This is a genomic window from Brevibacterium sp. p3-SID960 (genome assembly GCF_025144725.1).
In the GTDB taxonomy this organism is placed as follows: Bacteria; Actinomycetota; Actinomycetes; order Actinomycetales; family Brevibacteriaceae; genus Brevibacterium.
Map to the genome: position 1 here is coordinate 14,410 of NZ_JALXKS010000006.1, position 23,020 is coordinate 37,429.

The window sequence follows — 23,020 nt, forward strand, 5'->3', positions numbered from 1 at the left end:
TGAGGCGCCTCAGTAGACTGAGGTGAGCCGACCGGCAGGCGGAGTGAGCACGGGGGCGCGGACCGCCTCGGGTACGGTGAGCGACGTCACAGGAAAAGCCCGCCGACCCGTTTTGCAAATCCACCGAGCGGTGCGCTAAGCTATCGGAGGTTCATGCGCCGGGCTACCGGAGCTGACAGCCTCATCGGGAGACTGATGCGGGAGGCCCCCATCGTCTAGTGGCCTAGGACACCGCCCTTTCACGGCGGCGACACGGGTTCGAATCCCGTTGGGGGTACGTGTAGGATGGAGTTCGTCTCATCCGGCACACAAATGAATAAGGCCCTGTGGCGCAGTTGGTTAGCGCGCCGCCCTGTCACGGCGGAGGTCGCGGGTTCGAGTCCCGTCAGGGTCGCGGAGCAATCGGCTCTTCTGTTTCAGAAGAGCCTTTGTTCTATCAGCAGGCAGATGAGCTGCGCTCGCTGCCAGCGAACCTGGCTCTGTAGCTCAGTTGGTAGAGCGTTCGACTGAAAATCGAAAGGTCACCGGATCGACGCCGGTCGGAGCCACAGCTTGAAGGCCCTCGCATGTCATGCGGGGCCTTCGTGCATCCCCTACACAGCCCGTCCGACTGTGCGCCCAGAAATCACCGAGAACCCAGGTCCGCGGAAAGGTGAGGAGCAAAAGACGTGGAGGCCGGCTCAGCAGGAGCAACTGTGGTTCCACGGTGGAAACCTGCATCAGCCCCGGCACTACTCGCTGTACCTAGGGCTGCAGCTCAAGGCCCGTTACGACGGCACCGAGACGCCCGCCTATCGGCTGCAGGAGGTGCACCACCGTGGCTAGGCCATCAGCGAAGGATCGCCGCCTCACCGTCGATGGCGAGCAGTTCCGCATCCGGCAGACAGGTCGCACAGAGTACTACTACGACTGGCTCACCGGACCCAACCCGGACTACGGCTTCGCAGGCGGCACCTACCCGCCCAGCAAGCTGACCGACGACGACCACATCGAGGCGATCCGTGATTTCCTCGCTGACATCGACCCGGAGACCGGTTATCTCTCAGACGGTTGAGGTCCCGGCCACCACCGTAGGGTCAGTCACGATCCGGCGCAGCACCTCGGTGAGGTGGTCAACACCGGCGAGCAGATCCTCGTCCTTGGTGAACTCGTTGAGATTGTGCGAGATCCCCTCGACGCTCGGAACAAACAGCATCACTGTCGGCACGAGGTCCTTCATGTTCGTCGAGTCGTGACCGGCCACGGTAAGCACCTCGCCATGGGGCAGCCCCAGCGTCTCGGCGACAGAGCGTGCGAGTTCGGTGCCTTCCGGCTGGTACGGGTTCTGGTCCCAGGCGTGCTCGTGGACGATGTCGATCTCGACACCGACGCTCTCCTCCACCTCGACCATGGTCGCCTGCAGCTTCTTCGCCGCACTGTCGATGACCTCCATGCTCGGTGAGCGCAGGTCGAGGAGGATGCGGGCCTCGCTGGCGACAACGACCGGGGAGTTCGGGTAGACGGTGATCTCGCCGACGGCGGTGTGCAGCGCACCCTCGTCGTAGTCGTCGACGAGCTCGCGTGCGGCGACGATGAGCTTGGCCGCCCCGAGCAGCGCGTCACGCCGATCGGCCATGAGCGCCGAGCCGGAGTGCGCCTGCTCTCCGCGGATGCGCAGCTCGTACTTGTGGGCGGCCCAGGTGGCGGAGACAAGACCGATCGTCACGCCGTCCTCGTCCATGCTGCGGCCCTGCTCGACATGGATCTCTGCATAGGCGGCCAGGTCGAGTTCAACTGGTCCATCGCCGCGCTCGCCGATCGCATCGAGAGCCTCGCGGACAGTCACGCCCTGTTTGTCGCGGGTCTCGAGTGCCTCCTCGAGTCCGAGCTTGCCCGTGAACACGCCCGAACCCATCATCGAGGGCTTGAAGCGACTGCCCTCCTCGTTGAACCAGTTGACGACGGCGATGTTGCAGGCCGCCTCCCCGGGATTAGCGGCGAAGTGCTCGGCGAGCCGGAAGGCCGCGTGCGCGGAGGCCATGACGCCGTAGGCGCCGTCGAAGCGGCCGGCGGTCGGTTGCGAGTCCATGTGCGATCCGGTGAGCACATAGGGTGCACCCGGAACGAGTTCGAGCAGCCCGAACTGGTTGCCGATCTCATCGCGGGCGACCCTCATGCCGTGACGCTGCAGAAGCTCTGCGAACCAGCGGCGCTGCTCGCCATCGGGTTCGGTGGCCGCCTGCCGGTCGACTCCGTGGGTGCCGGGCACCGCACCGAAGGCGCAATGGACGTTCCAGTCGGCGAGGAAGGCGTCGTCGCGCGTGGTGTCCTGACTCATATGTGGTCTCCGTTCTGCTGTGCGGCGTACTCGTCGGTTCCCGAGGCGCGGTTCGCGTCCGGCATCTGGCCTGAGGGCCCGCACAGGGCCGGGCCGGCGATGCCGCAGCCAGAGCGAGAAGTCCAGGCGGGCCAGGCGGCTGCGGAATGGCCGCTGCGGATATGCCGCTCCTCGGGTTCCACGATAGTCGCGAAAGGCCCGCTGTCGTCACCGAGTCCGCAGCGTGGCCTGCCGAGTGCGCGGCTGAGGTACGCCTACGGCACGCACGCGTCCGATCCGCTCAGTCAAACGCCTCGGCGAGCTCCCCCCACGCGGCCTCGACATCACTGCCAGGCGGCAGCCGCCCGTCGAGTTCGAGGATCGTGAGCCCGTGGGCGGCCGCCCACAGCGCCTGCGCAATCACCGGATTGCCGACGACGGTGAAGAACGGCTGACCCGACCATTCCTCCAAACCGTCGGGCAGCGCGGCCCGGTCAAGCGGCCCGCTCGTCGCCAATCGGTAGAGCTCCGGCGACTCAGCAGCAGTGGCGCGGTAGGCCCGCAGCAGCGCGGGAACCGAGGCCTCCGCCTCGATCACCTGCCAGCACGCCTGCCCCATCTGGACGAAGGCATCGATGAGCAGCTGGGTGCGCACCGCATCCTTGTTCGGCAGGTGCTTGTACAGCGACGGGGCGCGGATCCCGAGGTCGGCTGCCAGCGCGCGCATGCTCAGCGCCTCCCAGCCCTCGGCTTCGACGCGGCGGCGTGCGGCGGCGAGGATCTCGGCCTGGCGCGAGCTGCGGGCCGGCAGCTCGATCGGGATGTCAGTCATGGGCACCAGTCTGCCGCAGATCGGCGGCCCGCTGCCCGATTGCGTCGTTGACCTCGGCGAAATCGGCTTCGAGGTCGGCGCGCATCGACGTCATGAACGGCACGACGACACCGGTGAAGGTCTCCTGCTGGGTCAGCCGGGTGGCGCCACCGGGCAGCGCTTCGAGCCGGAAGGAGTGCTCGCCGTCGGCCAGTCCCGGGACCCACATCCGCCCGATCCAGGTCAGTTCGCGGCCGGGTTCGGCGGTCAGGATCGTGGGTGTGAAGGTCATCGTGCCCTCGCCGAAGATGACGGTGTTGTGCAGCTTCTCACCGGCGGCGACGGTGCCGGAGCTGTCGATGATCGAGGGATTCCATTCACTGTAGCGCTCAGTGTCGGCCAGCACCGCCCACACCTCGTCGGGTGAGGCGTCGAGTTCGGTGACGGCGACGATCAAGACCGGGTTGAGGCGGCTGTAGGCGAAAAGGCCGACGGCCAGGATGACGGGGATGGACAGGCAGACGGCGATGATGCGGGCGGCGGTCATGGCGGGGACTCCGTTCGGTGCGGTGAAGCGTCAGCCACCACGGGCTAACACTGTTAGCCTATCGGGTGGCGCGATCCCTCCGCAATGCCCTTCCGCGTGCTTTTCCCTCCACCGCTGCCGAGGCGGGCCTTGAGAACGGCGAACCACGCACCTGCGATGAGCGCAAGCGCACCGGCGAAGGCGGCGAGCGCGACCGGGTTGGTCACCGCTGTCGTCCAGATGAGGCGGGTGGGCACGAAGGCCGCGAAGCCGAAGGCGATGAGGGTGCCGATGTAGGAGCCGACCATGTTGCCGATGTGCCCGCGCTTATTGCCGCGCGCGATCATCCAGACCCCGAGCGTGACGCTGACGGTGGTGAACACCGAGAGGCCGTGGAGGAAGGTGAAGCCATCATCGAGGCCGAAGAAGAAGCTGGAGGCACACGTGAGGTACATGAGCCCCACCCAGGTGCGCCCGAGTACCCGGTGCACGGCGTCGCGGCGGGGCCGGAAGATGTTGACAGGTCCGATGATGAGGACGAGGAACGCAGCGCTGGCGTGGATGACAACGGCGAGCGGGATGGTCTCCATACTCGGTAAGATAGTGACGCTGTCCAAGCAAGTGCAACGTGGATAGCCACGCCTCGATTCAGTATCCGACCGTTCAGGAGAGCTAAGTGAAGCTCAGCGCGCTGGCAGAGGCCACCGGCACCTCGACCGCCACGATCAAGTACTACCTGCGCGTAGGCCTCCTGCCGCCTGGGGTCAAGCGGAATCAGACGACCGCCGTCTACGACGACTCCCACGTCGAGCGCTTGGAGCTCATCGCCGCGCTCCGCCAGGTCGTCGGCCTGTCGATCGAGCAGATCGGCACGCTCACCGCCGTCATCGACGACCCACAGGCGAGCATGCTCGATGTCATGCAGACCGCCCAGATGCTCGGCGGCGGGCTCCCGCCGCTCACCGCCGAGCCTCCGGCTGCCCAGGATGCGCGTACGGCCGCCGCCGAGGCGCGGGTCGCCGGGGTGATGGAAGCCCAGGGCTGGCCGGACGCGCCGAGTGCCGCCCGGGCCGCAGCCACCTCGGTGGTGGCGGAGATGACCGAGCTGGGACTGGAGGTCAGCGACGAGTACCTGCAGCTCATCGGGGCGGCCGTCGACATGATCTCCGGCTCGGATCTCGACGTCTCCGGATCCCGGGACCGAATGGCGATGCATGTGGCCGTCGGCACGCACCGGTACTCACGCCTCGTGCTCGCGCTCCTGCAGCTGGGCCAGACCTCGCACAGCATCGCCCGGGCCGGTGAGCACACGGACCGGTGAAACAGAATTCATGAGCTCGTGAACGGACTGTCGCCGCAGATCAGTGTTGTTCACGCTACACTCCCATGCCATGATCCCCACCACCCACTCCCCCGAGCCCGCACCACGCTCCGCCCGCCCCACCGCAGGCCGCCGCCTGATCGCGGCTGTGTTCGTCACCGGTCTTGCGCTCACCGGCTGCTCATCCGGCAACGACGCCCCGGAGAAATCCCCGCAGTCCCAGGCCGCTGAGACCTCAGCTGCGGCGCCGGCGATCGTCGAAGACGACGGCTTCTACCGCGCCAACACCCTGCCCGAGCCGATCGCCGAGCAGGTCGTCGAGGTGCCGAGCGCTGAGGGCATGTCCCGGGCCCGCCTCGAAGTGCTGTCGCTGGACTCCGACGGCACCAACGCCCGCATGGTGCTTGCCTGGCTGCCGCCGACCGACGGCCCGGTTGCCCAGCCCGACCAGCTTGTCGCCGAAGCCCAGGCGAACAACGGCCGCCCGTGGGTGCGGCTGGCCGATATGGATAAGCGCACCCTGACCGAACCGCTCCAGGTTGACTCCCCCGGCGGCAGCTTCGAGGGAACCGAACCGGTCTCCGGCCAGCTGGCTGAGGCCGAAGCCGATCCCCAGCGCAAGGGCGCTGCCGTGTCCTCCTACGCCGGCGGAACGACACTGGAGGCCGGCCAGCCTGAGCACACCGACCTCATCTACGTCGACTTCCCCGCCCCCGACTCCCAGAAGGTCACCGTGCTCGCCGGCGATAGTCTCGCCCCGCTCGCCGATGTGCCGGTGAGCTCGAATGAGCGCTTCGACGCCGCCGGGGAGCTCGCGCAGTTCCGGTATGTCACCACCCGCGACGGCACGGAGGCCCCAGGAGACTACGGGGCCGGCGCCACCCGCACCCGCACGGTGCCATTGGAGCTGCGCACCGAATCGGTCACCGGCGCCTCGATCGAGGACAAGGGCGAGGCGACCTCGCTGACGGTCAAGGCCGATGTGCTCTTCGCCCTCGACGCCGACACCCTCGATGCGAAGGCCGATAACGTCATCTCATCGGCTGCCGATGAACTCAAGCGCTCCGCCCAGGGCCAGACGGTCACCGTCGAAGGCCACACCGATGATCAGGGCGAGGACGCCTACAACCAGTCGCTGTCCGAACGCCGCGCCGAGGCTGTCAAGCAGGCGCTCGAACCGAAGCTCGACGGCACCGGCATCACTCTCGCGACGAAGGGCTACGGCGAGACCCAGCCGAGCGTGCCCAACGCCGGCGCCGACGGGCAGCCGATCGAGAAGAATCGCGCCCTCAACCGCCGGGTGTCCTTCACCTACACCCCGGCCGCTGAGGTGAATCCGAACGTCGACACCGGCGAGAAGCTCCCGGACATCCCGGAGATGAAACCCGCCGACGGTGCTGTCGGCAGCACCGGCGACGCTTCCGGAGGGCAGGCGCCGATCGCCTCGGGCATCCTCGCCCCACCAGAGGGCAACCCGGGCCCCGAGCTGCGCATCGACGTCGACTCACTCACCGAAACCGGTGACTTCTACGCACTCGTCTACAGCTTCCGCACCGCTGACGGCTCAGCCGATGAGCAGGCCCTGGCCGGTGACCCCGTGAATCCCGAGGCGCTGCACTTCGGGCAGAACGCAGAGACGACCCTGCGCTCATATGCCACGAGTGCGAACCTCGCGCTGCACGATGAGCAGGCGAACCTGCTCGCCCGGCCGGTGACCGCCGGCGGCGCTGATTGCCTGTGCGCGCAGAACGGCGTCAACGCGGCGGCCTTCGCCGAGCCGATCCGGCAGTACGCGTACTTCCCCAAGCAGGGGCTCGAATCCGAGAGCCTGTCGCTGCGGATCGCCGACTCCGGCCGCCTCACCGTGCCTGTGAAGTGACCTGTCCCCGTCATGAGCACCGTCGCACTCACCTCCCTGCGGGGCCGTCATCACGCCGCTGAGCTGACCGTGCATCCCCAGGGCCTCACGATCCGCGCCCGCGTAGCAGCCTCGGCTGCGCGCCGGCTGCGCGGCATGCTCGGCCGCGACGATGAGGCGCTGCTCATCGTCCCGTGTGCCTCCGTGCACGGCATCGGCATGCGCCGCACACTGACCGTCGCCTACCTCGACCGCACCGGGAAAGTGCTGGCAGTCAAGCCGCTGCGCCCGGGTGGTGTGCACTGGCCGGTGCGCGGCGCCCACGCCGTGCTGGAGGTCTCTGCGGAGGCCGCACAACGCTGGGTGCTGGACTCCGCTGAGCACATCGAGGTGAGCCTGCCGTGAGCGTCGGCGAGAGGGTGCGTGCGCGGCTGGCCCGCCGTCGGGGTGCTGCCGGCGTCATCGACATCACCTCAGGCCGGGTGCGGGTGCTGTGGGCGCTCATGCTCATCGCAGCACTCCTCGCCCTGCCAGTCGGCCGGGCTGCCGGGTACCGCCTGGCCGATGCGCTGTGCACCGGCTACGGCTGCGCTCAGGCGACCGGGGCGGTGCCGCAGTGCTCGAGCTTCGGCCGTGATCGCGCGGTGGCCGCTGAGACGATGTCCTATGCCCGCAGCGCGATCGACAGGCCGGACCTGCACCTGCGCGGCAGCGGAGACGGGGCCGTGGAGATCACCGCTTCTCCCGAGGCGTCCACCGCAACCGTGCCCGGTGGCCGGAGCCTGCCGGAGGATGCCCGGCTGACCTACCGCTTCACCGACATCGACGAAGCCCGCCACTGGCTGCTCGACCACACCGAGAGCACCGGGCGCGCCGTCGACGCCTCGACCGGCCCGGCGAGCACCGGCGCCTATGCCGGTTATCTGCGGGCGTTGTCCGCCACCGGGCTGCTGAAGGCTCCCGGCCGTACCCCGCAGGCGGTCTCGACACCGGTGACGCTACCGGCCTTCGAGGCGCAGCCGGCGGTGCTGTCCGAGGAGCTCGGCTCCGGGCTGCGCACCCAGACGATCGTGCCGGACTTCCCGCTGCCCGACACTCCCAGTCTCACGCATGCCGCCCACCGGCTGGGGATCTCCGATGCCCTCGTCGTCGAGATCGTCAGCACCGCTGCCGGTGAGCCGCAGCGGCTACGGTTCTCAGGCTGGGGCACAGAGGGCTGGAGCCTCGATGCTCTGCGCGCACCGGATTCGGCAGACATCGACTTCTCCGACCAGGTCGACACCTCTTCGACTCAGCTCGTGTGGCGCTCCTACAGCCTCGACCTCAGGCGGGCGTCGAACCGCACAGTCTTCGACGACCTCACCGGGGATCACCGGGCCGCCGGCGGGCCGGTCGTCAAGCTGGAGACTGGGCAGTTCGGGGTGCGGCCGGGCACCGGGCAGCTCAACCGCAACCCGTATGCGGCACTCGTCGACCGGCTGCGCCAGGACGCCGTGTTCGTTGAAGCGCAGGTCAGCGTCCCTGGCCTCACCCGTGGGGAAGCCCTGACGCCCGATCAGCTGCGCCCGACGCACCTGCGTGATGTCCGCGGCCACGCTCTGACGGTCAACACCGTCGATGTCCGGTCTGCTGACCTGTCACTGGCCGGTGCGACGCTGGACGATGTGTTCAGCTGCGAGACCCCCGGAGAGCCGGCACCCGACGATGATGCACCGGATGAGGAGGCCCCGGCCGACGGTGAAGAGCGGAGCCCGGACGACGGGTCGGCGATCCCGCAGGTGGGCCCATGATCTACCGCCCCGCTTGGACGTCGATGCTGCTGGGCAGCATCGCTATCGGTGCCGCCGCCTTCGCCGCCGCGCTGATCCTCGGTCCTGCGCTCGTGCAGATCGCCGGGGAGACTGCCGCACGCATCGGCATCATCGTCGCACTGCTGCTGGCCCGCTTCGCCTGGGCGCGCGCCGTCAGTGCGTGGATGTGGCAGCGTCGGGCCGCCCACCGCCGGATCGCCGCCAACGTCGTCTCCGCCGCCGCACTCGGCTGGATCATCACAGCCGCCCCGCTGCTGGCGATCTCCTCAACAGGTGCCTCCAGCCTCTCTGCCGGTCTCGGCATCCCGCTGCTCGCAGCCGCTGTCGACTTACTGCTGTGCCTGTCCGCCAGCTGGGCCGGAATCCTCGCCAGCCGCCCGGCCACCGCCTCGGCTCTGGTCACTGAAGCGAAGCAGCCGGGCATTTTGGGCCCGAGGTTGGGTCCCTAAGCCCATCCGGAAACCGTCGGGCCCTCGTACTGTTGGCTCATGCACTCCCCCATCCCCCCGGGCGCAGATCCCCACTCCCTGCGCCGGCGCTTCGGCGTCCTGCGCGAACGCGGCGCCTCGGTCGTCGAGTACATCGGCCTCATCGTCGTCACGACGGTCGTCATCGCCGGTCTGGCAGCGACCCCGTGGATGCCGCGCACCACGCACGGCATCCACGAGGTCATCTGCTCGATCTTCTCGAAGGCGCCCGGCGGTGCGCCCGGCTCATGCGCCGGGGTCATCGACCCGCCGCCGACCGAGGAGGAGCTGCAGCCCGAATGCCTCATGACCGATGACACGATGACCCGCGGGTCTGAGGTCAAGATCGCCTTCGTGACCCTCGGCGGCAATATGCGCGCCCAGGTCAAGACCTTCTCCGACGGCCGCACCCAGGTGACCCTGCTCGATGAGCACTCCGCGGGTGCGCGCGGCGACCTGGGCAAGCTCAAGCTCGGCAAGAAGTTTCAGATCTCCGCCGGCATCAACGGCAAGCTCATCTACGGCAACGGCGACACCTGGGAGTTCTCCTCACCAGAGGAAGCCGAACGGTTCGTCCAGCAGGCTGAGAACTACGTCGACTCCAACTGGAACTATGTGCCGCTGCTCGGCCCACTCATGAACGAGAAGCCGGCCGACCCGCGGATCACCTACAACCAGTTCCGCACCGAAGGCGGCGTCGACGCCAACCTGGGCTTCCAGAAGCTGCTCGGCACCGATGCTGAGGGCAACGATCCGAAGTTCAACATCGACAAGGGGCCGAAGGCGAAGAAGGGCCTTGACGTCGGCGCTGAGATGAAGTTCGGCCGCGATGTCATCGTCATGAATGACCGCGGCGACAACCCCGACAGCTCCGAGGACGACACCACGACCTACGTCACCACTGCCGAGCTGGGAGCCGGCGCCCGCGGGGGCGGTGGCGGCAACGGGATTGGTGGGAATGCGGCGAGCAAGGGCGAGATGCGGGTGAAGGTGAACTCGAAGGGCGAGATCATCAACATCACCTTCGTCAACACCCGCAATGCCGATGTCGGGGCCGGTGACGACTACGACGACGCGAACCCCGAGGTGCTCACCACCAGCCTCGACGTCGAGACACCTGAGCAGCGTGACATCGTGCGCAACTGGCTCATGAACCCCACCAACCTCGACCCGCAGTGGCAGATGTTCGGGCCGCCGCAGCCGAACGAGGCCGGTGAGACCGACCCGTTCCAGCGGCTGCTGTACGAACAGGCGCAGATGTCGAAGCAGCGCTATGAAGGCGACTTCGTCAACAACGACTCCGGCCTCGGCATCACCCTGTTCGGACTCGGCCTCGGCTATGACCGGAAGAACCAGGATCGGTCGCTGCGGCTGCTCGACTCGACGTACTACGGCAAGCCGGATCCTGACGGCGTCAGGCGAGAGAAGCCGAATCCGAAATGCCCGGCGTGACCGGCATCGCACCTGCTAACCTGACCCCGACAGCGAATCGAGCATACACATCAACATGAGAACTCCCCGCATCCCCCTCCTGCGCTGCCTCGCCGGCATGCTGGCCCTGAGCTTGGCCGGCTGCACCGGCGGCTCCGGCGAGCGGGTGACATCCGGCAGCACGAGTGTCGAGGTGCCTGAGGGCTTCGTCGAGATCACGGACGGCCCGCTGACCTCCGGCGGCTGGGAGCACGTCTACGCCGACTCCGAAGACGACCCGACCACCCTGTTGCGAATGAGCCAGGACCTCGGACGCGCCCCGGCAGCCGATACGACGTTCTCCACCCTGCAGGGCGAGGCGCTGTTCCAGAACTCCTACGGACCGGACTTCTCCGTCATCAAGCGCACCGACATCGATGTCAAGAACGCCGACCGGGCACTCGAGGTCGAGTTCAGCTACGCGACAGATGCCGGCGATTCGATGACCGGCTGCTGGTGGCTGTTCTCCTCCACCTCCACCGGCGCGACCGCCGCGGTCGAGATCTCCGGTGAGGATCTGAGCGCTGAAGACACCGAGGCGGTCAAGAAGTCGATTCGGTACAAGCCGTGAGTGCCGGGAACGGAGAGGGCTGATGGATCTCATCCGGGCATGGCTGTTCGCAGCTGGTGCACTCGTCGTCGTCAACCTGGCACTCGGGTTCACGGTCGGCAGCGGCATACCGCTGCTGTACCTGCTGCCGACCTTCCTCGCCGGGCTCGTCGCCTCGGCGTATCACGCGCAGCTGGGCCGCGGTGGCTGGGGCCGGCACCTGGTGGCGGTGGCGGCGGCGCCAGTGGCCATCAGCGTCTACTGGCTTGTGCTGCGCTATGTGCAGCACGATTTCTTCCACCCGCTCACCACCCTCGGCGTGCTCGCGAGCTCCGCCGTCTCCGCTCTGGCTGGCATGGCCGTCGTCATGGGTGTGCGCTGGCTGCTCGCCGAGCGCTCAGATCGCCTAGACAGCGACAGCAGCAGCCCCCGCCGCCAAGGCCAGCACGCAGCCGGGCAGCACGCATCACGACTGCCGAAGACACGAGCGTGAACGAGCCCCGACCAGAGGCTGCCGATGACCATGCAGCAGCCCCGCATCGTTGGGTGGTGTTCGGAGCGACCCAGCCCTCGCGCCTGGCCTGGGCCGGGCTGCTGGCTGCCGGGCTCGCGCTGGCCGGTCTCGTGGTGCTGCTGCGGGCCGGCTCGCCGGCTCTCGGCGCCTTCTGCCTCTTCGCAGCCGTCACCCCGCTGCTCATCACCGTCGATCTGGCCGAGCACCGCCTGCCCGATGTCATCACCCTGCCGCTGGCCGGCATGTGCCTCATCGCCGTCACGGCCGGAGCTGTGTTCAGCGGTGACTGGTCGATGCTGGTGCGAGCGATCATGAGCTCTGCTGGCCTCACGGCGGTCTTCGGTCTCCTGTTCTTCTTGGGTGCCGGCAGCGGGTTCGGGTTCGGCGATGTCAAGCTCGCCCTCTCGATGGGCCTGTGCCTCGGGGCGATCGCTCCGCCGGCGGTGCTCATCGGGCCGTTCCTCGGGTTCCTGCTCGCTGCTGTCGTCGGGCTCGTGCTCATGCTCACCGGCCGGGCGACCCGGTCGTCTGCGATCGCGCTCGGCCCGTACCTGCTGGCCGGCACCCTCATCGTCATCACCACCACCGGATGAGCATGGGCCCCGAGATCCTCGTCTTCGCAGCGCTCATCGCCCTCACGGCCCTCGGGGCTGCGATCGTGCGCGCCCGCTCCCGCCGCGGCCGCAGTGCCGTGTCCACCGGCCGCATCACCGCTGCCGTCATCCGCCTGCAGGCTGGGGCGCGGCTGAGCGGAACCGGTGAGGCGCTGTCCGTCGGCCCGCTCATCACGACCGGTGACGGTGAGCAGTTGCAGGGACGGTTCGTGCGGGCACCCGAGGTGCCGCTGCCGGTGCGCCGGCAGCTGTTCGGCAACCCGCACATCATCAATGAGTACGCTCCCGCACTGGCACTCGGCAGTGCGGCAGCGCAGTCCGCTGCCTGCGAGCAGGCGCGGAAAGAGGGCTTCACGATGCACCTGGACGAGCCCGTCGCCGTGGACTACGCGCGACTTCCCGACGGCACGATCGAATGGAGGATGCCATGATCTTCGGCCGCCCCACCCGTTCCGGTTCCCGCAAGCCCGGCCGGTCGCTGCTGGGCGGGCCGCAGCGCCAGCAGCCGGTGTCTGATGTCCCGGAGCCCACACCCGCCACCGTGCTCCCGCCGAAGCCGGCCGCACCACCGCAGCCGGCCGCACCACCGCAGCCTGCAGCCGGACGAACAGACTCTCAGCCGCCGCGCCTGTCCGCGGCAGATCTCAGCCCAGGCCCGGCCTGGTATGCCACGGCAGCGCACGACGCTCAGCCGGCCACCGCCTCGGACACGGCAGACCTGACCGGGGCTGAGGGGGAAGCTGTGAAACCACCTGCCCGGCAGCGCCGGAAGCGACGCGCACTGCGGCAGCCGGGTATGCGAACGGCCAGCAGCCGCACCCTGGGGATGCTGCTGCTGGCCGGAACCCTGGCAGGTGCTGTCGCCGTAGTCCTCGGCACCGCCTGAGACCTGGTCAGTCGACCAGCCGGATGTCGAAGAGTCTGCGCCACGAGTCCCTGTCGAGTGCGACCGGCATCGTGAGCAGCGGTGCCACATAGTGCGCGTGAGCCGTGCGGCCCTTGCGGGTGCACTTCATGCTCCACTCGACGATGACGCCTTTGACGATGACAACATTGACGACGGTGCAGAACATGCCGCTCTTATCGAGCTCCGCAGTCGCCGTCGCCGGTGAGGACAGTGACGTGCGCACCTTCTTGCCCACCGGGGATTCGACCGGTGTCTCGTTCGAGGCCGTGTCGACGGTGATCCGGTAGCCGGCGGGCACATACGAGGTCACCGAACTGGCGTTGCGTGAGGCGTAGTCGCTGGCCCCGGCGCGGCCGCTCTGGTTGGCCACCAGGATGTGGGTCTCCCACGGCGTCAGGATCGGACGCGGCGGCGTGGGCACATGCCCGCGGGTGTACATCTCGATGAGGGTGTCGCGGGTGTCGCGCGCGGCAGCCAGGGCAGCCGCATCGGCGGATTTCTGTGCTCGCGACCGGGCGTCGGCGGCTTCACCGAAGACGAAGGCGCCGATTCCTGCCGCGAGGATGATGAGAGACAGCAAGATGACGGACAGGGAGACCTGTCCGTCATCTCGCTTCAGCATCCGGCAGAGCACGACGCGCCGGTTACTGCTTCTTGCTGAAGATCGAGTCGATGACGTCCGTGATGCCCTCGGAGATCGCGGTCTTTCCTTCGCCGTTGAAGAAGAAGACGAGGCCGGCGATGATGACCGAGATGACGACGATGATGCCGATGTATTCGATGGTGCCCTGACCCTTTTCGCGCTTGGCGGCGAGGGCTTCCTGGGCGGCCGAGGCGAAGGTACGGGCGTTGACGTCGACCTTGTGTGCCATGAGCTGGAGCTTGTGCATTGTTCTGACCTTTCGGTGGGGATCGGGACGCGGGGTAGGGGTGCGTCGCAGTGACATCTTCAGTATTCGTCACCGGCGACCGGGTGGGGAGGGCATAGCGGCCTAGTTCCGGGCCCAAACCTGCATTGGGACCGAAGGCCCAGTGCCGGCATCGGCTGCGTGCGCGCGCCTGAGCCAGATGCTCACAGCTTCGGCGCGGGTGGCGGCATCGAGCTTGGTGAAGATGCGGTTGACGTGGTTCTTCACGGTCTTCTCCGACAGGAAGAAGGTCTGTGCGATCGCCCGGTTGTTCAGGCCCTCGGCCATGAGGTCCATGACCTCGACCTCACGGCGGCTGAGCCCGAGCGTGTCACCGGATTCGCTGCGGCCCTGGTTGGCCAGTTCGACGGCTGGGGCAGCAGGGGCCGAGGCGGCGCGCGCCATGAGCGCGGTCGAGGCGGTGGCCGAGACGAGCATCCCGCCGCCGATGACGGACATAAGCGACTGGTGGAGATAGTCGACGTCGATCTCGTGGTAGATCATGTAGCCGTGCGCACCGGCGTCGATTGCGGCGGTGACGTTCTCGGAGTCTTCGCTGTGCGTGAGCATCACGACCTTGTGCTCGTCTGAGAGCCTGCGTGCGGCTTCGATGCCGTTCATCACCGGCATCCGGACGTCGAGCAGGCAGATGTCGGGCTGACAGGCCTGCGCCATTTCGACGGCCTCAGCGCCGTCGGCCGCTGCGCCGACGAGTTCGACGCCGGAGATCGAGTGGAGCAGCTGTTCAAGGCCGAGGCGCACGACGTGGTTGTCATCAGCGACGAGAACGCGGATCGGGTGTTTCATCTGGGATCTGCTTTCTGCGGGGGATCTGTCTGCTGCGGCGAGTCAGGGGTACCGGCCTGGCGCGGGATCGACAGGGTCACGGTGGTGCCGCCGGTGGGCGGGGATTCGATGCGCAGTGTGCAGCCGTGGTTGCCGGCGCGTTCGCGCATCCCGGCCAGCCCGTAGTGCCCGAGGCGACTGGCCTGCCGGTCAGCAGGGATGCCGATGCCGTCGTCGCTGATGCGCAGGTCGATCGATGCGCTGCCTTGTTCCAGGCGCACGACGATCTGCTCAGCACCGGAGTGCCGGGCGGCGTTGCTCATCGCCTCTTCGGCGATCTTGCGTGCGGTGTAGCGGATGGGCAGGGGCAGCTCGTCGTGGTCGCCGAGTTCGAGGCGGAAGCGCACCCCGTAGAGGGTCTCGTATTCTGCGGCGAGCGCTTCGAGCGATGATTCCAGCGGCGGCAGCGTCGTCAGCTGCAGGTTCGCCAGGATCCGCCGCGAATCGGTCACCGCCCCGGCTGCGGCATCGCTGATGAGGCGCGCATTCGAGTCGGCGGTCTCCGGTGAGCGGTGGATCGCCCGGGCGAGCATGTCGATGCCGACCAGCGACTTGACCGTTGAGTCGTGCAGCTCCTGGGCGATGCGCGAGCGCTCCTCACCGAGCGCGGCCTCACTCGCGTTGCGCCGAGTGAGATCGATGGCTGAGTCGACGCGGCTCTGCAGGCGCCTGAGCGTGCTGCCGAGGTAGACGAGCACGCCCAGCAGCGCGAACCCGCCGGCGACGGAGACAACAGCGGAGGCCACCTCGGCTGTCGTGGCGGCCGACATCATGAGCGCCCGGGTCAGGGCGGCGCCGCCGTAGGAGAGGAAGACGAGGATGGTGAGCAGAGTGCGGCTGGCTGAGATGTAGATGAGGCCGATGAGCACCGCGGTAGCGCACAGGTAGAGGAAGAACGGCGAGTCCGCCCCGGTGAAGGCGAGCACGGTGACAGCCAACAGGATGTCGATACTGAGGATGAGGGGGTGGCGCTGGATGAAGCCGGCGGTCCGGTTCCAGCGCAGCAGCACGATGAGCGATTCAGCGGCCAGCAGCACGGTGACGGCCAGTTCGACGACACCGGGGCCGGTCGTGACCCAGGAGATGACGACCGGGTAGATGAAGAACACCCGGACGATGACAACAGCTTTGACAAGGTCGGCGACGATGCCGCCGGTGGGATCCGGCCGCGCCGGCGAGGCCGCCTCGGGCGCTGCCGCCGGCGCGGTTTCGGTGCTGGTGGTGCTGGGAGCGATGCGCGGTGTCATGGTGCCCTATCCGAACAGCGAGCCTTCGTCGAGGCCGGCGACGAAGTAGATGACGACGAGCATGAGCGCCATCGTGCCCGGCACCATGATGAGAGTGACGACGCTGGCGATCTTGGGCGAGGCCTTCGCAGCCTTCTGCCGGGCGCGCTGGGCGGTGGTGCGCCGCATGTCGACGGCGATCTGCTGCAGCGCATCGGCCAGCGGCGCGCCGAGCTCCTCGGACTGCAGCAGGGCGTTGACGAAGGTATTGAGGGAGTCGGAATCGGTGCGGTCGCGCAGCGCGCTGAAGGCGGCGTACATCGGCTCGCCGACGTCCATCTGCCGCAGCGTCGTCTGCACCTCCTCGGCCAAAGGCCCCTCGGTCCGTTCGGTGACCTTGCGCAGCGCTGACCGAAAGGACAAGCCGGCTGACACCGTGACGGACAGGACGTCGAGAAAGTCGGGCAGATCGTCTTCGATGCGCTCCTGGCGGGAACGCCCGTTGAGGTGCAACAGCAGGTCCGGGACGAAGAAGCCGGCGACCAGCGCGATGACCGCGAAGGCCCCACTGGAGGTCATGAGGGCCAGCGCAAGACCGGCGCCGCCGGCGATGACGAGGATCGCCGCCTTCGAGGCCATGAAAGTGGTGTAGTCCGGGTACTTCTGCCGGTCGGCCAGCAGCAGTCGGCGTTCGATGAAGCTGCGGTAGGGGCTGCCGAGCAGCTCAGCCAGCGGCGGGCCCAAACGCAGGCCGAGCGAGCCGAAGAAACCGCGCGGCCGGGTGCGCCCGGCCCGCGGGTCGCGGATGAGCACCCGGTCGTCAGCCGACAGGGCCGCGAGCGGGTCGGAGCGCAGTCCGCGGTAGCCGATGACGGCGGTGGCGAAGACGGCGGTGCCGAGGACGGCGAACAGCAGTGCCCACATCAGATCTTCACCCGCACCATACGGTTGATGAGGTAGAGGCCGAACAGGTAGCTGCCGGCGGCGATGAACAGGCCGATCTGGCCGACGATGGTGCTCGTGAGCTTGTACAGCACGCCGGGGCTCATCGCGTTCATCAGCAGCACGAAGCCGATGCCGACGGCCACGACCATATACCCGGTGTAGCTGGCCTGGGTCACGAGCGTCTTGACCTCGCGTTTGGTCTCCTTGCGGTCTTCCAGGGTCTCGGACATGCCGCGCAGCGCTGAGATGAGCGAGCCGCCGGCGCGCTGTGAGATCGCCAGGGTGGAGACGAGGACATGGAGGTCGCGGCCCGGGATGCGCTCAGCCATCCGCTCGAGGCCGACTTCGAGCGGCGTGCCGATCGAGAGCTCGCGTTCGAGTGCGGTCAGCTCGCGGCCGGCCGGGTCGGGCATCTCATTGGCGGCCACCCGCAGCGCGGTCTGGATCGACAGGCCGGCGCCGGTGGAGTTCGCCATGATCCGGGCGAACTCCGGCAGCTGCTGCAGGAACCGCTCACGCTGCCGTTCCCTGAGGTAACCGAGCAGTGCCCACAGCAGCCAGCCGAGGCCGCCGGCGAGGACGACGGCGTAGAACGTCGCGATCGACCGGTTGAGGATGAGGAAGGCAACGAGCACGATGAGCACGGCAAGGGCGACGTACTCGACGGCGTAGAGGCGACGGACGTTGGCGTGGATGAGCGCGGTGGCGATGCGGGTGCCTGTCCGGGTGGCGAGGAAGGCATTGTTGATCGGGCGGATCACCCGGGACCGGAAGCCGGTGCTGTTCGCGCCACGCTCGGCGCGCACGATGTCATGCTGCTCGCCGGTGCCGAGTCCGTAGACGACGACGCCGCAGGCGCCGAGCAGGGCGACGCCCAAAGCCGCGAGCAGGATCCAGGTCGGCATCTCAGGCACGGCTCCTGCACGCAGCCCCGGGGGCGACCGGGATCGAATCGGGCAGCGGATGCCCGGCGATCCACAGCCGGTCGGCCAGTGCCGCCGGGATCGTCTGCATCACGTGGTGGCCGCGCACCATCCGGTCCGACGCCAGGGGCGCGGATTCGAAGCGCATGAGCGGGGTGAGCTCGAACTCCTGCCGGCTCTGAGACGTCACCGCGGCGATCTCGGTGACCCGGCGGGAGCCGTCGGCACCGCGGGTGAGCTGGACGATGAGGTCGACAGCGCTGTTGATCTGGTCGCGCAGCGCCTCAAAGGGCACCTTCACCTCGCTCATGCTCGCCAGCGTCTCCAGCCGGGAGACCGCGTCAAGGGTGTTGTTGGCGTGCACGGTGACAAGCGAACCGTCATGGCCGGTGTTCATGGCCTGCAGCATGTCCAGCGTCTCACCGCCGCGGACCTCACCGACGATGATGCGGTCCGGGCGCATGCGCAGACTGTTGCGCACGAGGTCACGGATCGTGACCTGCCCCTGCCCTTCGACGTTGGCCGGCCGGGACTCAAGGCGGATGACGTGCGGCTGCTGGAGCTGGAGCTCGGCGGAGTCCTCGATGGTGACGATGCGGTCTCCGTCGGGGATGAGACCGGACAAGGCGTTGAGCATCGTCGTCTTGCCGGTGCCGGTGCCGCCGGAGACGACGATGTTGAGCCTGGCCCGCACACAGGCGGTCAGCAGTGCCGCCGCCTGCGCGTCGAAGCTGCCTTTGCTCTGCAGGTCGGAAAGCGAGAAGGGGGTGGGGAATCGGCGGATCGTCAGTGTCGGCCCGTCGAGGGCCAGCGGCGGGACGATGACGTTGACGCGCTCGCCGGAGGGCAGGCGCGCGTCGACCATCGGGGATGATTCATCGACACGGCGGTTGACCCCGGCGACGATCCGGTCGATGACCTGCATAAGTTGGTCGGAGTCGGAGAACTCCATGTCGAGTCGCTCGAGACGGCCGGCACGCTCGACGAAGATGTCGTGCGGACCGTTGACCATGATCTCGGTGACGGACTCATCGGCCAACAGCGGTTCGAGGATGCCGAGTCCCAGCGCCTCGTCGACGACGCGCTGGATGACGCGGCGCCGGTCGCGGGCTGACATGACCGGGCCCTTCTGCGACAGCAGGTGGCTCATGACCCGTTCGAGGCGGACCCGGCGCTGGCCGAGTTCGAGCGTGGAGAGCTCTTCGAGGTCGATTTCCTCCAGCAGCATCCGGCGGTACTGGCGGACCTGTTCGTTGAAGGTGTTCTCAGCCCGGGTCTGCGCGCGACGGCTGTGCGGGCTGCCCTGCAGCTGGCGCTGCTCTTCGGCACGGCGGAGCAGGGACATGCTCACCTCACCTCCGTCATCGGCTGGACGGCCTGGCGGGTGACGACCAGCGGCGGCACCCACTGCGGCACCCAGTGCGGGCCAAGCATCGGCACGGTGATCGAGACCCGGCAGGTGACCGATCCGCGGCTGCCGCCGGTCGTTGAGCAGCTGCTCTGCACTCCGGAGCGCTTGAGCGGATCAGCCACGGCGCTGCGCCCGGCGGCCTGCCCGGATCCTGCGCTGATGACCTCGGAACGGGCGGCGTTGCGGGCGGCGGAGTTGGCCTGTGCGAGGGCGAACATCGCCAGCAGGATCTGCAGGGTCACGAGCACGATCACCAGCCACATGAACAGGGTGCCGACGAACTCCAGGCTCGCCTGTCCGGATTCTGCTTTGCAGCGGCGGCGGTCCAGCACAGCACTCATGGTTCCCTCACCACCCCGGCGCTGGCGGGGATGGTGAACCGGAAGTCGTCGCTGATGTTCACCAGCAGCGGGGTGTCAAGGGTGACGGTCACCTCTCCTCCGCCCTGGCGGACGCTCATCCCGTCCTGCCATGCCGCCGGGGTGTGCGAGCGCGCGGCCCGCTCGGCCGACTGGCTCACCGCCGCTGCGCGGGCTCCCTCGTTGGCGGCGTTGGCGGCAAAGGTCCACGTCATTCCGACGAGGACGAGCTGGAAGCCGATGGCGGCGATGAGCCCGATGAGTGTGATGATGCCGAGGAACTCCAGGCTGCCCTGACCGGCTTCGCTGCGGGCCAGCTCCTGCTGGGCGTCAGCGGTGCGGCGGCGCTTGCGCCTGCCGCGGCGGGTCTCGACGACGTCGAGGCCGGCAGCCGGCACGACACCGAGCGCAACACCGAGTTCGGAGATCTTCTGTGCCCAGGCCGGTCCGGCCAGTCCCGGGTCACGGCGGTTGACGGCCAGTTCGAGCATCCGCCGGGTCTCCGGCACATGCGGTGAGATGACCGGCAGGCCGACGATCTTCTTCGCCGCCTCCGGCTGGATGTCGGAGCGCTTGTCGGTGCGGTTGAGGATGACCTTTGCCGCATCGGCTGGGACGAGCCCGAGGCGGGTCCACAGCTGGTTGATGCGCCGAGCCCCGCGCAGGCTGAGAACGTCGCAGGTGGAGACGATGCACACTTCGTCGGCCATCTCGACAGCCGAGGCATTCGCCTCGCCCAGCACCGAGCCGATGTCGACGATGACGATGTCGAAATGGGAGCGCAGGGTGCCGAGGATCGTGCGCACCGCCTGGGCGCTCAGCAGCTCGGACTCCTCGCCGTGCACGGGCCCGAAGAGCACCGCATAGCCCTCGTCCGAGGTGTAGAGAACGTCGTCGAGCTGGCGCGAGGTCAGCTCGTCGACCACAGGGAGCAGGTCGGTGATCGTGCGGTGCTGCGGGACGTTGAGCAGGATTGAGAAATCCGGTTTCTGGTGGTCGAGGTCGACGACGACGACCCGGCGGTTCGGTGCAGCTGCCTGGGCGGCGCGGGCGAGGTGGACGGTCAGGGTCGAGGAGCCGGCCCCGCCCTTGGCCGAGCACAGAGTGAGCATCCGGCCGCCGGTGCCCTCCGCCTCGGCGTCGGAGAGCTGGCGGGTGACCGCGCTGCGCACGGTCTGCGCCCAGCCGAGCGCCGAGGTGACCTTCTGGGAGACGTCGTCGTAGCCGAGCGGGTAGCGCAGGATGCCGCGCACGCCTGCGTCCATCGCGCGGACGTAGTCGTCATGGACCGGGTTGTCGACGACGGTGAGCACTGCGACCGATGGCATGACGCCAGCGACGTGGCGGGCGATGTCCCACACCGGCATCGGCTCGACGACGCTGTCGATGACGACGAGGTCGATCTCATCGACCGGTAGGCTCGCCAGTGCGCTCAGCAGCGTCGAGCTGGAGGAGTACTGGCGTTCGATCGCGACATCCACGTCGGCCAGCGAGGTGCGGATCTCCCACGCTCGGGAGTCATCGGAGCTGCACAGTATCGCCTTGGTCATGGCTGTTCCCCATTCTCTCGACCGGACCGGCTCGCACCGGGTTCCGTCGTCTCCTCGCTGTCGTCTTGCTGCCCGTCGCTGCGGCTCGAGCCGAGGACGCCTTCGAGATCGGGGTCGTCGAAGTACAGGTCCTCATCGTCGATCTGGGAGCCGGTCTCGTTGTTGCCCGAGCGCATGAGCCGCATCGACACTGCGAACGCCTCGCCGTAGGCGAGCCGGCTGGCCTCGTCGACGGACACGGCGAAGGTCACCGGCACCTGGGAGACCTCAGCACCGGTCTGGTCGGCGGCGCCGACCTCGGCGTTCGGGTCGGTCGGCTGGCCGACGGAGACGACGCGGGCGTTGCGCACGAGCACCCCGGCGACGTTGTAGGGGATGTCGGCGCGCTTGTAGTTCTCTGGGCCCTGGTCGTTGTCCAGCCGCTTAGCGAAGGCGGCGATGACATCGACGGTGTCGCCAGGGGCGACGCGGCCGTTGATGCCGAGAGCGGCGTCGAAGTTCACCGAGATCTCCCGCTGCCCGTCTTCGAGCGAGGAGGCAGCTTCGAGCATGTCGGTCTGCAGGGTCGAACCCTGCTGGATCGCCGTCGAGGCCTTCTGGCCGGCCAGCTGCTCCTTCGTCGTCACCATCTGCGGGGTGATGAACTTGTCGGGAACCTCCTGGGTCTCGACGTGATCGAGGGAGATCGGCTGGAAGCGGGCGATGTCTTCTTTGGCGACGTAGACCGTCGACTTCGGGCCGACGTCGGCGCTGACCGACTGCACATAGGTCACCACGCCCAGGAAGACGGCGATAGCGCCGAGCCCGGCGACGATCATGAGGATGAGCCCTCGGCGCTGCTTGGGATTCATACATCTGCTCCTGAACGGGTACGCGGCTGGCACATCTGGCAGCCGCCGGGAGTGCACGGCACCTGGCACCAGCGGCATTCGACGGCCAGCTCGGTGACGCGCTGCAGGTAGGGGGTGAGATCGGCCGGTGCGATGCACAGGTCGACGATCTCCTTCTTGCCCCACCAGTCGCCGGGGCCAACATCGAGGCTGACGATCGGCGGCTGCCCGAGGCGGTCGGCCAGTTCGGCCACGGCTCCGTCTGCCTCGGCACCGACGCCTCGGCCGCGGGCGATGACGACGGCTTCGGACGGCATCCGCAGCACGCCGCTGTCGCGCAGCTGGCCGGGACGCAGCCGCTCGACTCCGGCGTCGAGCTGGATGAGGAAGCGAGACGACGGCAGCCAGCTGACGATGTGCTGCCACAGCGAGGGGGTCGGTTGGCGCAGCCGGGTCACCGAGCGGGCGACCGCCAGGCAGCGGATCGAGAGCTCCAGTTCGGCGATGACGGCCAGCAGCTGGCCAGCAGCAAGCCGGGAGGCCAGCGAGCGGGCCATGTCGGTGAGCACCGCTCGTCCGAGCGGGCTCAGGCCGGTGCGAGCCAAGAGCACGACATTGTGCAGGCTGGCGGCCCGCGCCCGGGAGATCACCGCTTGGCAGGCATCGAACTCACCGTCGGGGACGATGAAGATGCAGGGGGTCCCGGTGGTAGCGCCCTCCAGGACGGCGACGGCTTCGTCGAGGCTGAGAGGCGCGAGATGGATGGAGGCACGGGAGACGGGTCTTGCTGGGGGCATGGCGCTCACGAGGGGGTCGGTGGAGTGGTGCGGGGCAGGAGAGATTACTGAGGATGTGCGAAATGAATGCTGAGAGTCAG

General features: G+C 68.1%; 27 protein-coding genes and 3 tRNA genes. 15 read left to right on the forward strand and 15 right to left on the reverse strand.

The window, feature by feature from the left end; translation table 11 throughout:
• Positions 1 to 204: 204 nt before the first annotated feature.
• From M3B11_RS02975 to M3B11_RS02995, 4 genes are all read left to right on the forward strand, one after another.
• Positions 205 to 277 (forward strand) — tRNA-Glu (locus M3B11_RS02975).
• A 43-nt stretch (positions 278 to 320) separates the two neighbouring features.
• Positions 321 to 394 (forward strand) — tRNA-Asp (locus M3B11_RS02980).
• Between the two features lie 81 nt (positions 395 to 475).
• Positions 476 to 548, forward strand: a tRNA-Phe gene (locus M3B11_RS02985).
• A gap of 269 nt (positions 549 to 817) precedes the next feature.
• A complete protein-coding gene (locus tag M3B11_RS02995; protein WP_259875304.1) occupies positions 818 to 1,054 on the forward strand; it encodes a hypothetical protein in 237 nt (78 codons plus the stop codon).
• On the opposite strand, the gene M3B11_RS03000 is transcribed toward M3B11_RS02995, so the two are convergent.
• The 4 genes from M3B11_RS03000 to M3B11_RS03015 all read right to left on the reverse strand — a co-directional run bounded on the left by M3B11_RS03000 (position 1,043) and on the right by M3B11_RS03015 (position 4,223).
• Positions 1,043 to 2,317, reverse strand: coding sequence for a M20 family metallo-hydrolase (locus tag M3B11_RS03000; RefSeq protein ID WP_259875305.1), 1,275 nt, complete (start codon positions 2,315 to 2,317; stop codon positions 1,043 to 1,045). The genes M3B11_RS02995 and M3B11_RS03000 overlap by 12 nt on opposite strands.
• 280 nt (positions 2,318 to 2,597) lie before the next feature.
• Positions 2,598 to 3,128, reverse strand: a complete 531-nt coding sequence (locus M3B11_RS03005; RefSeq protein WP_259875306.1) for a TetR/AcrR family transcriptional regulator — start codon at positions 3,126 to 3,128, stop codon at positions 2,598 to 2,600.
• On the reverse strand, positions 3,121 to 3,654 hold the full coding sequence (locus M3B11_RS03010) for an SRPBCC domain-containing protein (RefSeq protein WP_259875307.1): 534 nt from the start codon (positions 3,652 to 3,654) through the stop codon (positions 3,121 to 3,123). The genes M3B11_RS03005 and M3B11_RS03010 overlap by 8 nt, the downstream gene beginning before the upstream one ends.
• Before the next feature lie 53 nt (positions 3,655 to 3,707).
• Positions 3,708 to 4,223: a DUF2306 domain-containing protein gene (locus M3B11_RS03015; protein ID WP_259875308.1), complete on the reverse strand. Its 516-nt coding sequence runs from the start codon at positions 4,221 to 4,223 to the stop codon at positions 3,708 to 3,710.
• 86 nt (positions 4,224 to 4,309) lie between these two features.
• On the opposite strand from M3B11_RS03015, the gene M3B11_RS03020 reads away from it, so the two are divergent.
• The 11 genes from M3B11_RS03020 (at position 4,310) to M3B11_RS03070 (ending at position 13,124) form a co-directional block, all read left to right on the forward strand.
• Positions 4,310 to 4,954: a MerR family transcriptional regulator gene (locus M3B11_RS03020; protein ID WP_259875309.1), complete on the forward strand. Its 645-nt coding sequence runs from the start codon at positions 4,310 to 4,312 to the stop codon at positions 4,952 to 4,954.
• A 70-nt stretch (positions 4,955 to 5,024) separates the two neighbouring features.
• Positions 5,025 to 6,833, forward strand: a complete 1,809-nt coding sequence (locus M3B11_RS03025; RefSeq protein ID WP_259875310.1) for an OmpA family protein — start codon at positions 5,025 to 5,027, stop codon at positions 6,831 to 6,833.
• 12 nt (positions 6,834 to 6,845) lie between these two features.
• Positions 6,846 to 7,217: a DUF192 domain-containing protein gene (locus M3B11_RS03030; protein ID WP_259875311.1), complete on the forward strand. Its 372-nt coding sequence runs from the start codon at positions 6,846 to 6,848 to the stop codon at positions 7,215 to 7,217.
• The gene (locus M3B11_RS03035; RefSeq protein WP_259875312.1) at positions 7,214 to 8,602 is read left to right on the forward strand and encodes a hypothetical protein; all 1,389 of its coding nucleotides are present in this window, start codon (positions 7,214 to 7,216) and stop codon (positions 8,600 to 8,602) included. Before M3B11_RS03030 ends, M3B11_RS03035 begins: the two co-directional genes overlap by 4 nt.
• Positions 8,599 to 9,072 (forward strand): hypothetical protein, encoded by a 474-nt coding sequence (locus tag M3B11_RS03040; RefSeq protein ID WP_259875313.1) that lies wholly within the window; start codon positions 8,599 to 8,601, stop codon positions 9,070 to 9,072. The genes M3B11_RS03035 and M3B11_RS03040 overlap by 4 nt, the downstream gene beginning before the upstream one ends.
• Positions 9,073 to 9,111: 39 nt before the next feature.
• Positions 9,112 to 10,542: a hypothetical protein gene (locus tag M3B11_RS03045; RefSeq protein WP_259875314.1), complete on the forward strand. Its 1,431-nt coding sequence runs from the start codon at positions 9,112 to 9,114 to the stop codon at positions 10,540 to 10,542.
• Between the two features lie 55 nt (positions 10,543 to 10,597).
• The gene (locus M3B11_RS03050; RefSeq protein ID WP_259875315.1) at positions 10,598 to 11,131 is read left to right on the forward strand and encodes a hypothetical protein; all 534 of its coding nucleotides are present in this window, start codon (positions 10,598 to 10,600) and stop codon (positions 11,129 to 11,131) included.
• A 22-nt stretch (positions 11,132 to 11,153) separates the two neighbouring features.
• Positions 11,154 to 11,603 (forward strand): hypothetical protein, encoded by a 450-nt coding sequence (locus M3B11_RS03055; protein WP_259875316.1) that lies wholly within the window; start codon positions 11,154 to 11,156, stop codon positions 11,601 to 11,603.
• On the forward strand, positions 11,600 to 12,217 hold the full coding sequence (locus M3B11_RS03060; protein WP_259875317.1) for an A24 family peptidase: 618 nt from the start codon (positions 11,600 to 11,602) through the stop codon (positions 12,215 to 12,217). Before M3B11_RS03055 ends, M3B11_RS03060 begins: the two co-directional genes overlap by 4 nt.
• Positions 12,214 to 12,669 (forward strand): hypothetical protein, encoded by a 456-nt coding sequence (locus M3B11_RS03065; RefSeq protein WP_259875318.1) that lies wholly within the window; start codon positions 12,214 to 12,216, stop codon positions 12,667 to 12,669. The genes M3B11_RS03060 and M3B11_RS03065 overlap by 4 nt, the downstream gene beginning before the upstream one ends.
• Complete coding sequence (locus tag M3B11_RS03070) at positions 12,666 to 13,124, forward strand: hypothetical protein (protein WP_259875319.1); 459 nt, start codon at positions 12,666 to 12,668, stop codon at positions 13,122 to 13,124. The genes M3B11_RS03065 and M3B11_RS03070 overlap by 4 nt, the downstream gene beginning before the upstream one ends.
• Before the next feature lie 7 nt (positions 13,125 to 13,131).
• Here M3B11_RS03070 and M3B11_RS03075 read toward each other — a convergent pair whose 3' ends face one another.
• The 11 genes from M3B11_RS03075 to M3B11_RS03125 all read right to left on the reverse strand — a co-directional run bounded on the left by M3B11_RS03075 (position 13,132) and on the right by M3B11_RS03125 (position 22,940).
• On the reverse strand, positions 13,132 to 13,767 hold the full coding sequence (locus tag M3B11_RS03075) for a pilus assembly protein TadG-related protein (RefSeq protein ID WP_259875320.1): 636 nt from the start codon (positions 13,765 to 13,767) through the stop codon (positions 13,132 to 13,134).
• Positions 13,768 to 13,789: 22 nt separating this feature from the next.
• A complete protein-coding gene (locus tag M3B11_RS03080) occupies positions 13,790 to 14,035 on the reverse strand; it encodes a hypothetical protein (RefSeq protein WP_259875322.1) in 246 nt (81 codons plus the stop codon).
• 102 nt (positions 14,036 to 14,137) lie between these two features.
• Complete coding sequence (locus M3B11_RS03085) at positions 14,138 to 14,860, reverse strand: response regulator transcription factor (protein WP_259875323.1); 723 nt, start codon at positions 14,858 to 14,860, stop codon at positions 14,138 to 14,140.
• The gene (locus M3B11_RS03090; protein WP_259875324.1) at positions 14,857 to 16,146 is read right to left on the reverse strand and encodes a sensor histidine kinase; all 1,290 of its coding nucleotides are present in this window, start codon (positions 16,144 to 16,146) and stop codon (positions 14,857 to 14,859) included. The genes M3B11_RS03085 and M3B11_RS03090 overlap by 4 nt, the downstream gene beginning before the upstream one ends.
• A 6-nt stretch (positions 16,147 to 16,152) precedes the next feature.
• Complete coding sequence (locus M3B11_RS03095; RefSeq protein WP_259875325.1) at positions 16,153 to 17,049, reverse strand: type II secretion system F family protein; 897 nt, start codon at positions 17,047 to 17,049, stop codon at positions 16,153 to 16,155.
• Complete coding sequence (locus M3B11_RS03100; protein ID WP_259875374.1) at positions 17,049 to 17,975, reverse strand: type II secretion system F family protein; 927 nt, start codon at positions 17,973 to 17,975, stop codon at positions 17,049 to 17,051. Before M3B11_RS03100 ends, M3B11_RS03095 begins: the two co-directional genes overlap by 1 nt.
• 1 nt (position 17,976) lies before the next feature.
• A complete protein-coding gene (locus tag M3B11_RS03105; RefSeq protein WP_259875326.1) occupies positions 17,977 to 19,338 on the reverse strand; it encodes a CpaF family protein in 1,362 nt (453 codons plus the stop codon).
• Between the two features lie 2 nt (positions 19,339 to 19,340).
• Positions 19,341 to 19,745, reverse strand: a complete 405-nt coding sequence (locus M3B11_RS03110) for a hypothetical protein (protein WP_259875327.1) — start codon at positions 19,743 to 19,745, stop codon at positions 19,341 to 19,343.
• Positions 19,742 to 21,313, reverse strand: a complete 1,572-nt coding sequence (locus M3B11_RS03115; RefSeq protein WP_259875328.1) for an AAA family ATPase — start codon at positions 21,311 to 21,313, stop codon at positions 19,742 to 19,744. The genes M3B11_RS03110 and M3B11_RS03115 overlap by 4 nt, the downstream gene beginning before the upstream one ends.
• A complete protein-coding gene (cpaB, locus tag M3B11_RS03120) occupies positions 21,310 to 22,164 on the reverse strand; it encodes a Flp pilus assembly protein CpaB (protein ID WP_259875329.1) in 855 nt (284 codons plus the stop codon). Before cpaB ends, M3B11_RS03115 begins: the two co-directional genes overlap by 4 nt.
• Positions 22,161 to 22,940 (reverse strand): hypothetical protein, encoded by a 780-nt coding sequence (locus M3B11_RS03125; RefSeq protein ID WP_259875330.1) that lies wholly within the window; start codon positions 22,938 to 22,940, stop codon positions 22,161 to 22,163. The genes cpaB and M3B11_RS03125 overlap by 4 nt, the downstream gene beginning before the upstream one ends.
• Positions 22,941 to 23,020 lie beyond the last annotated feature (80 nt).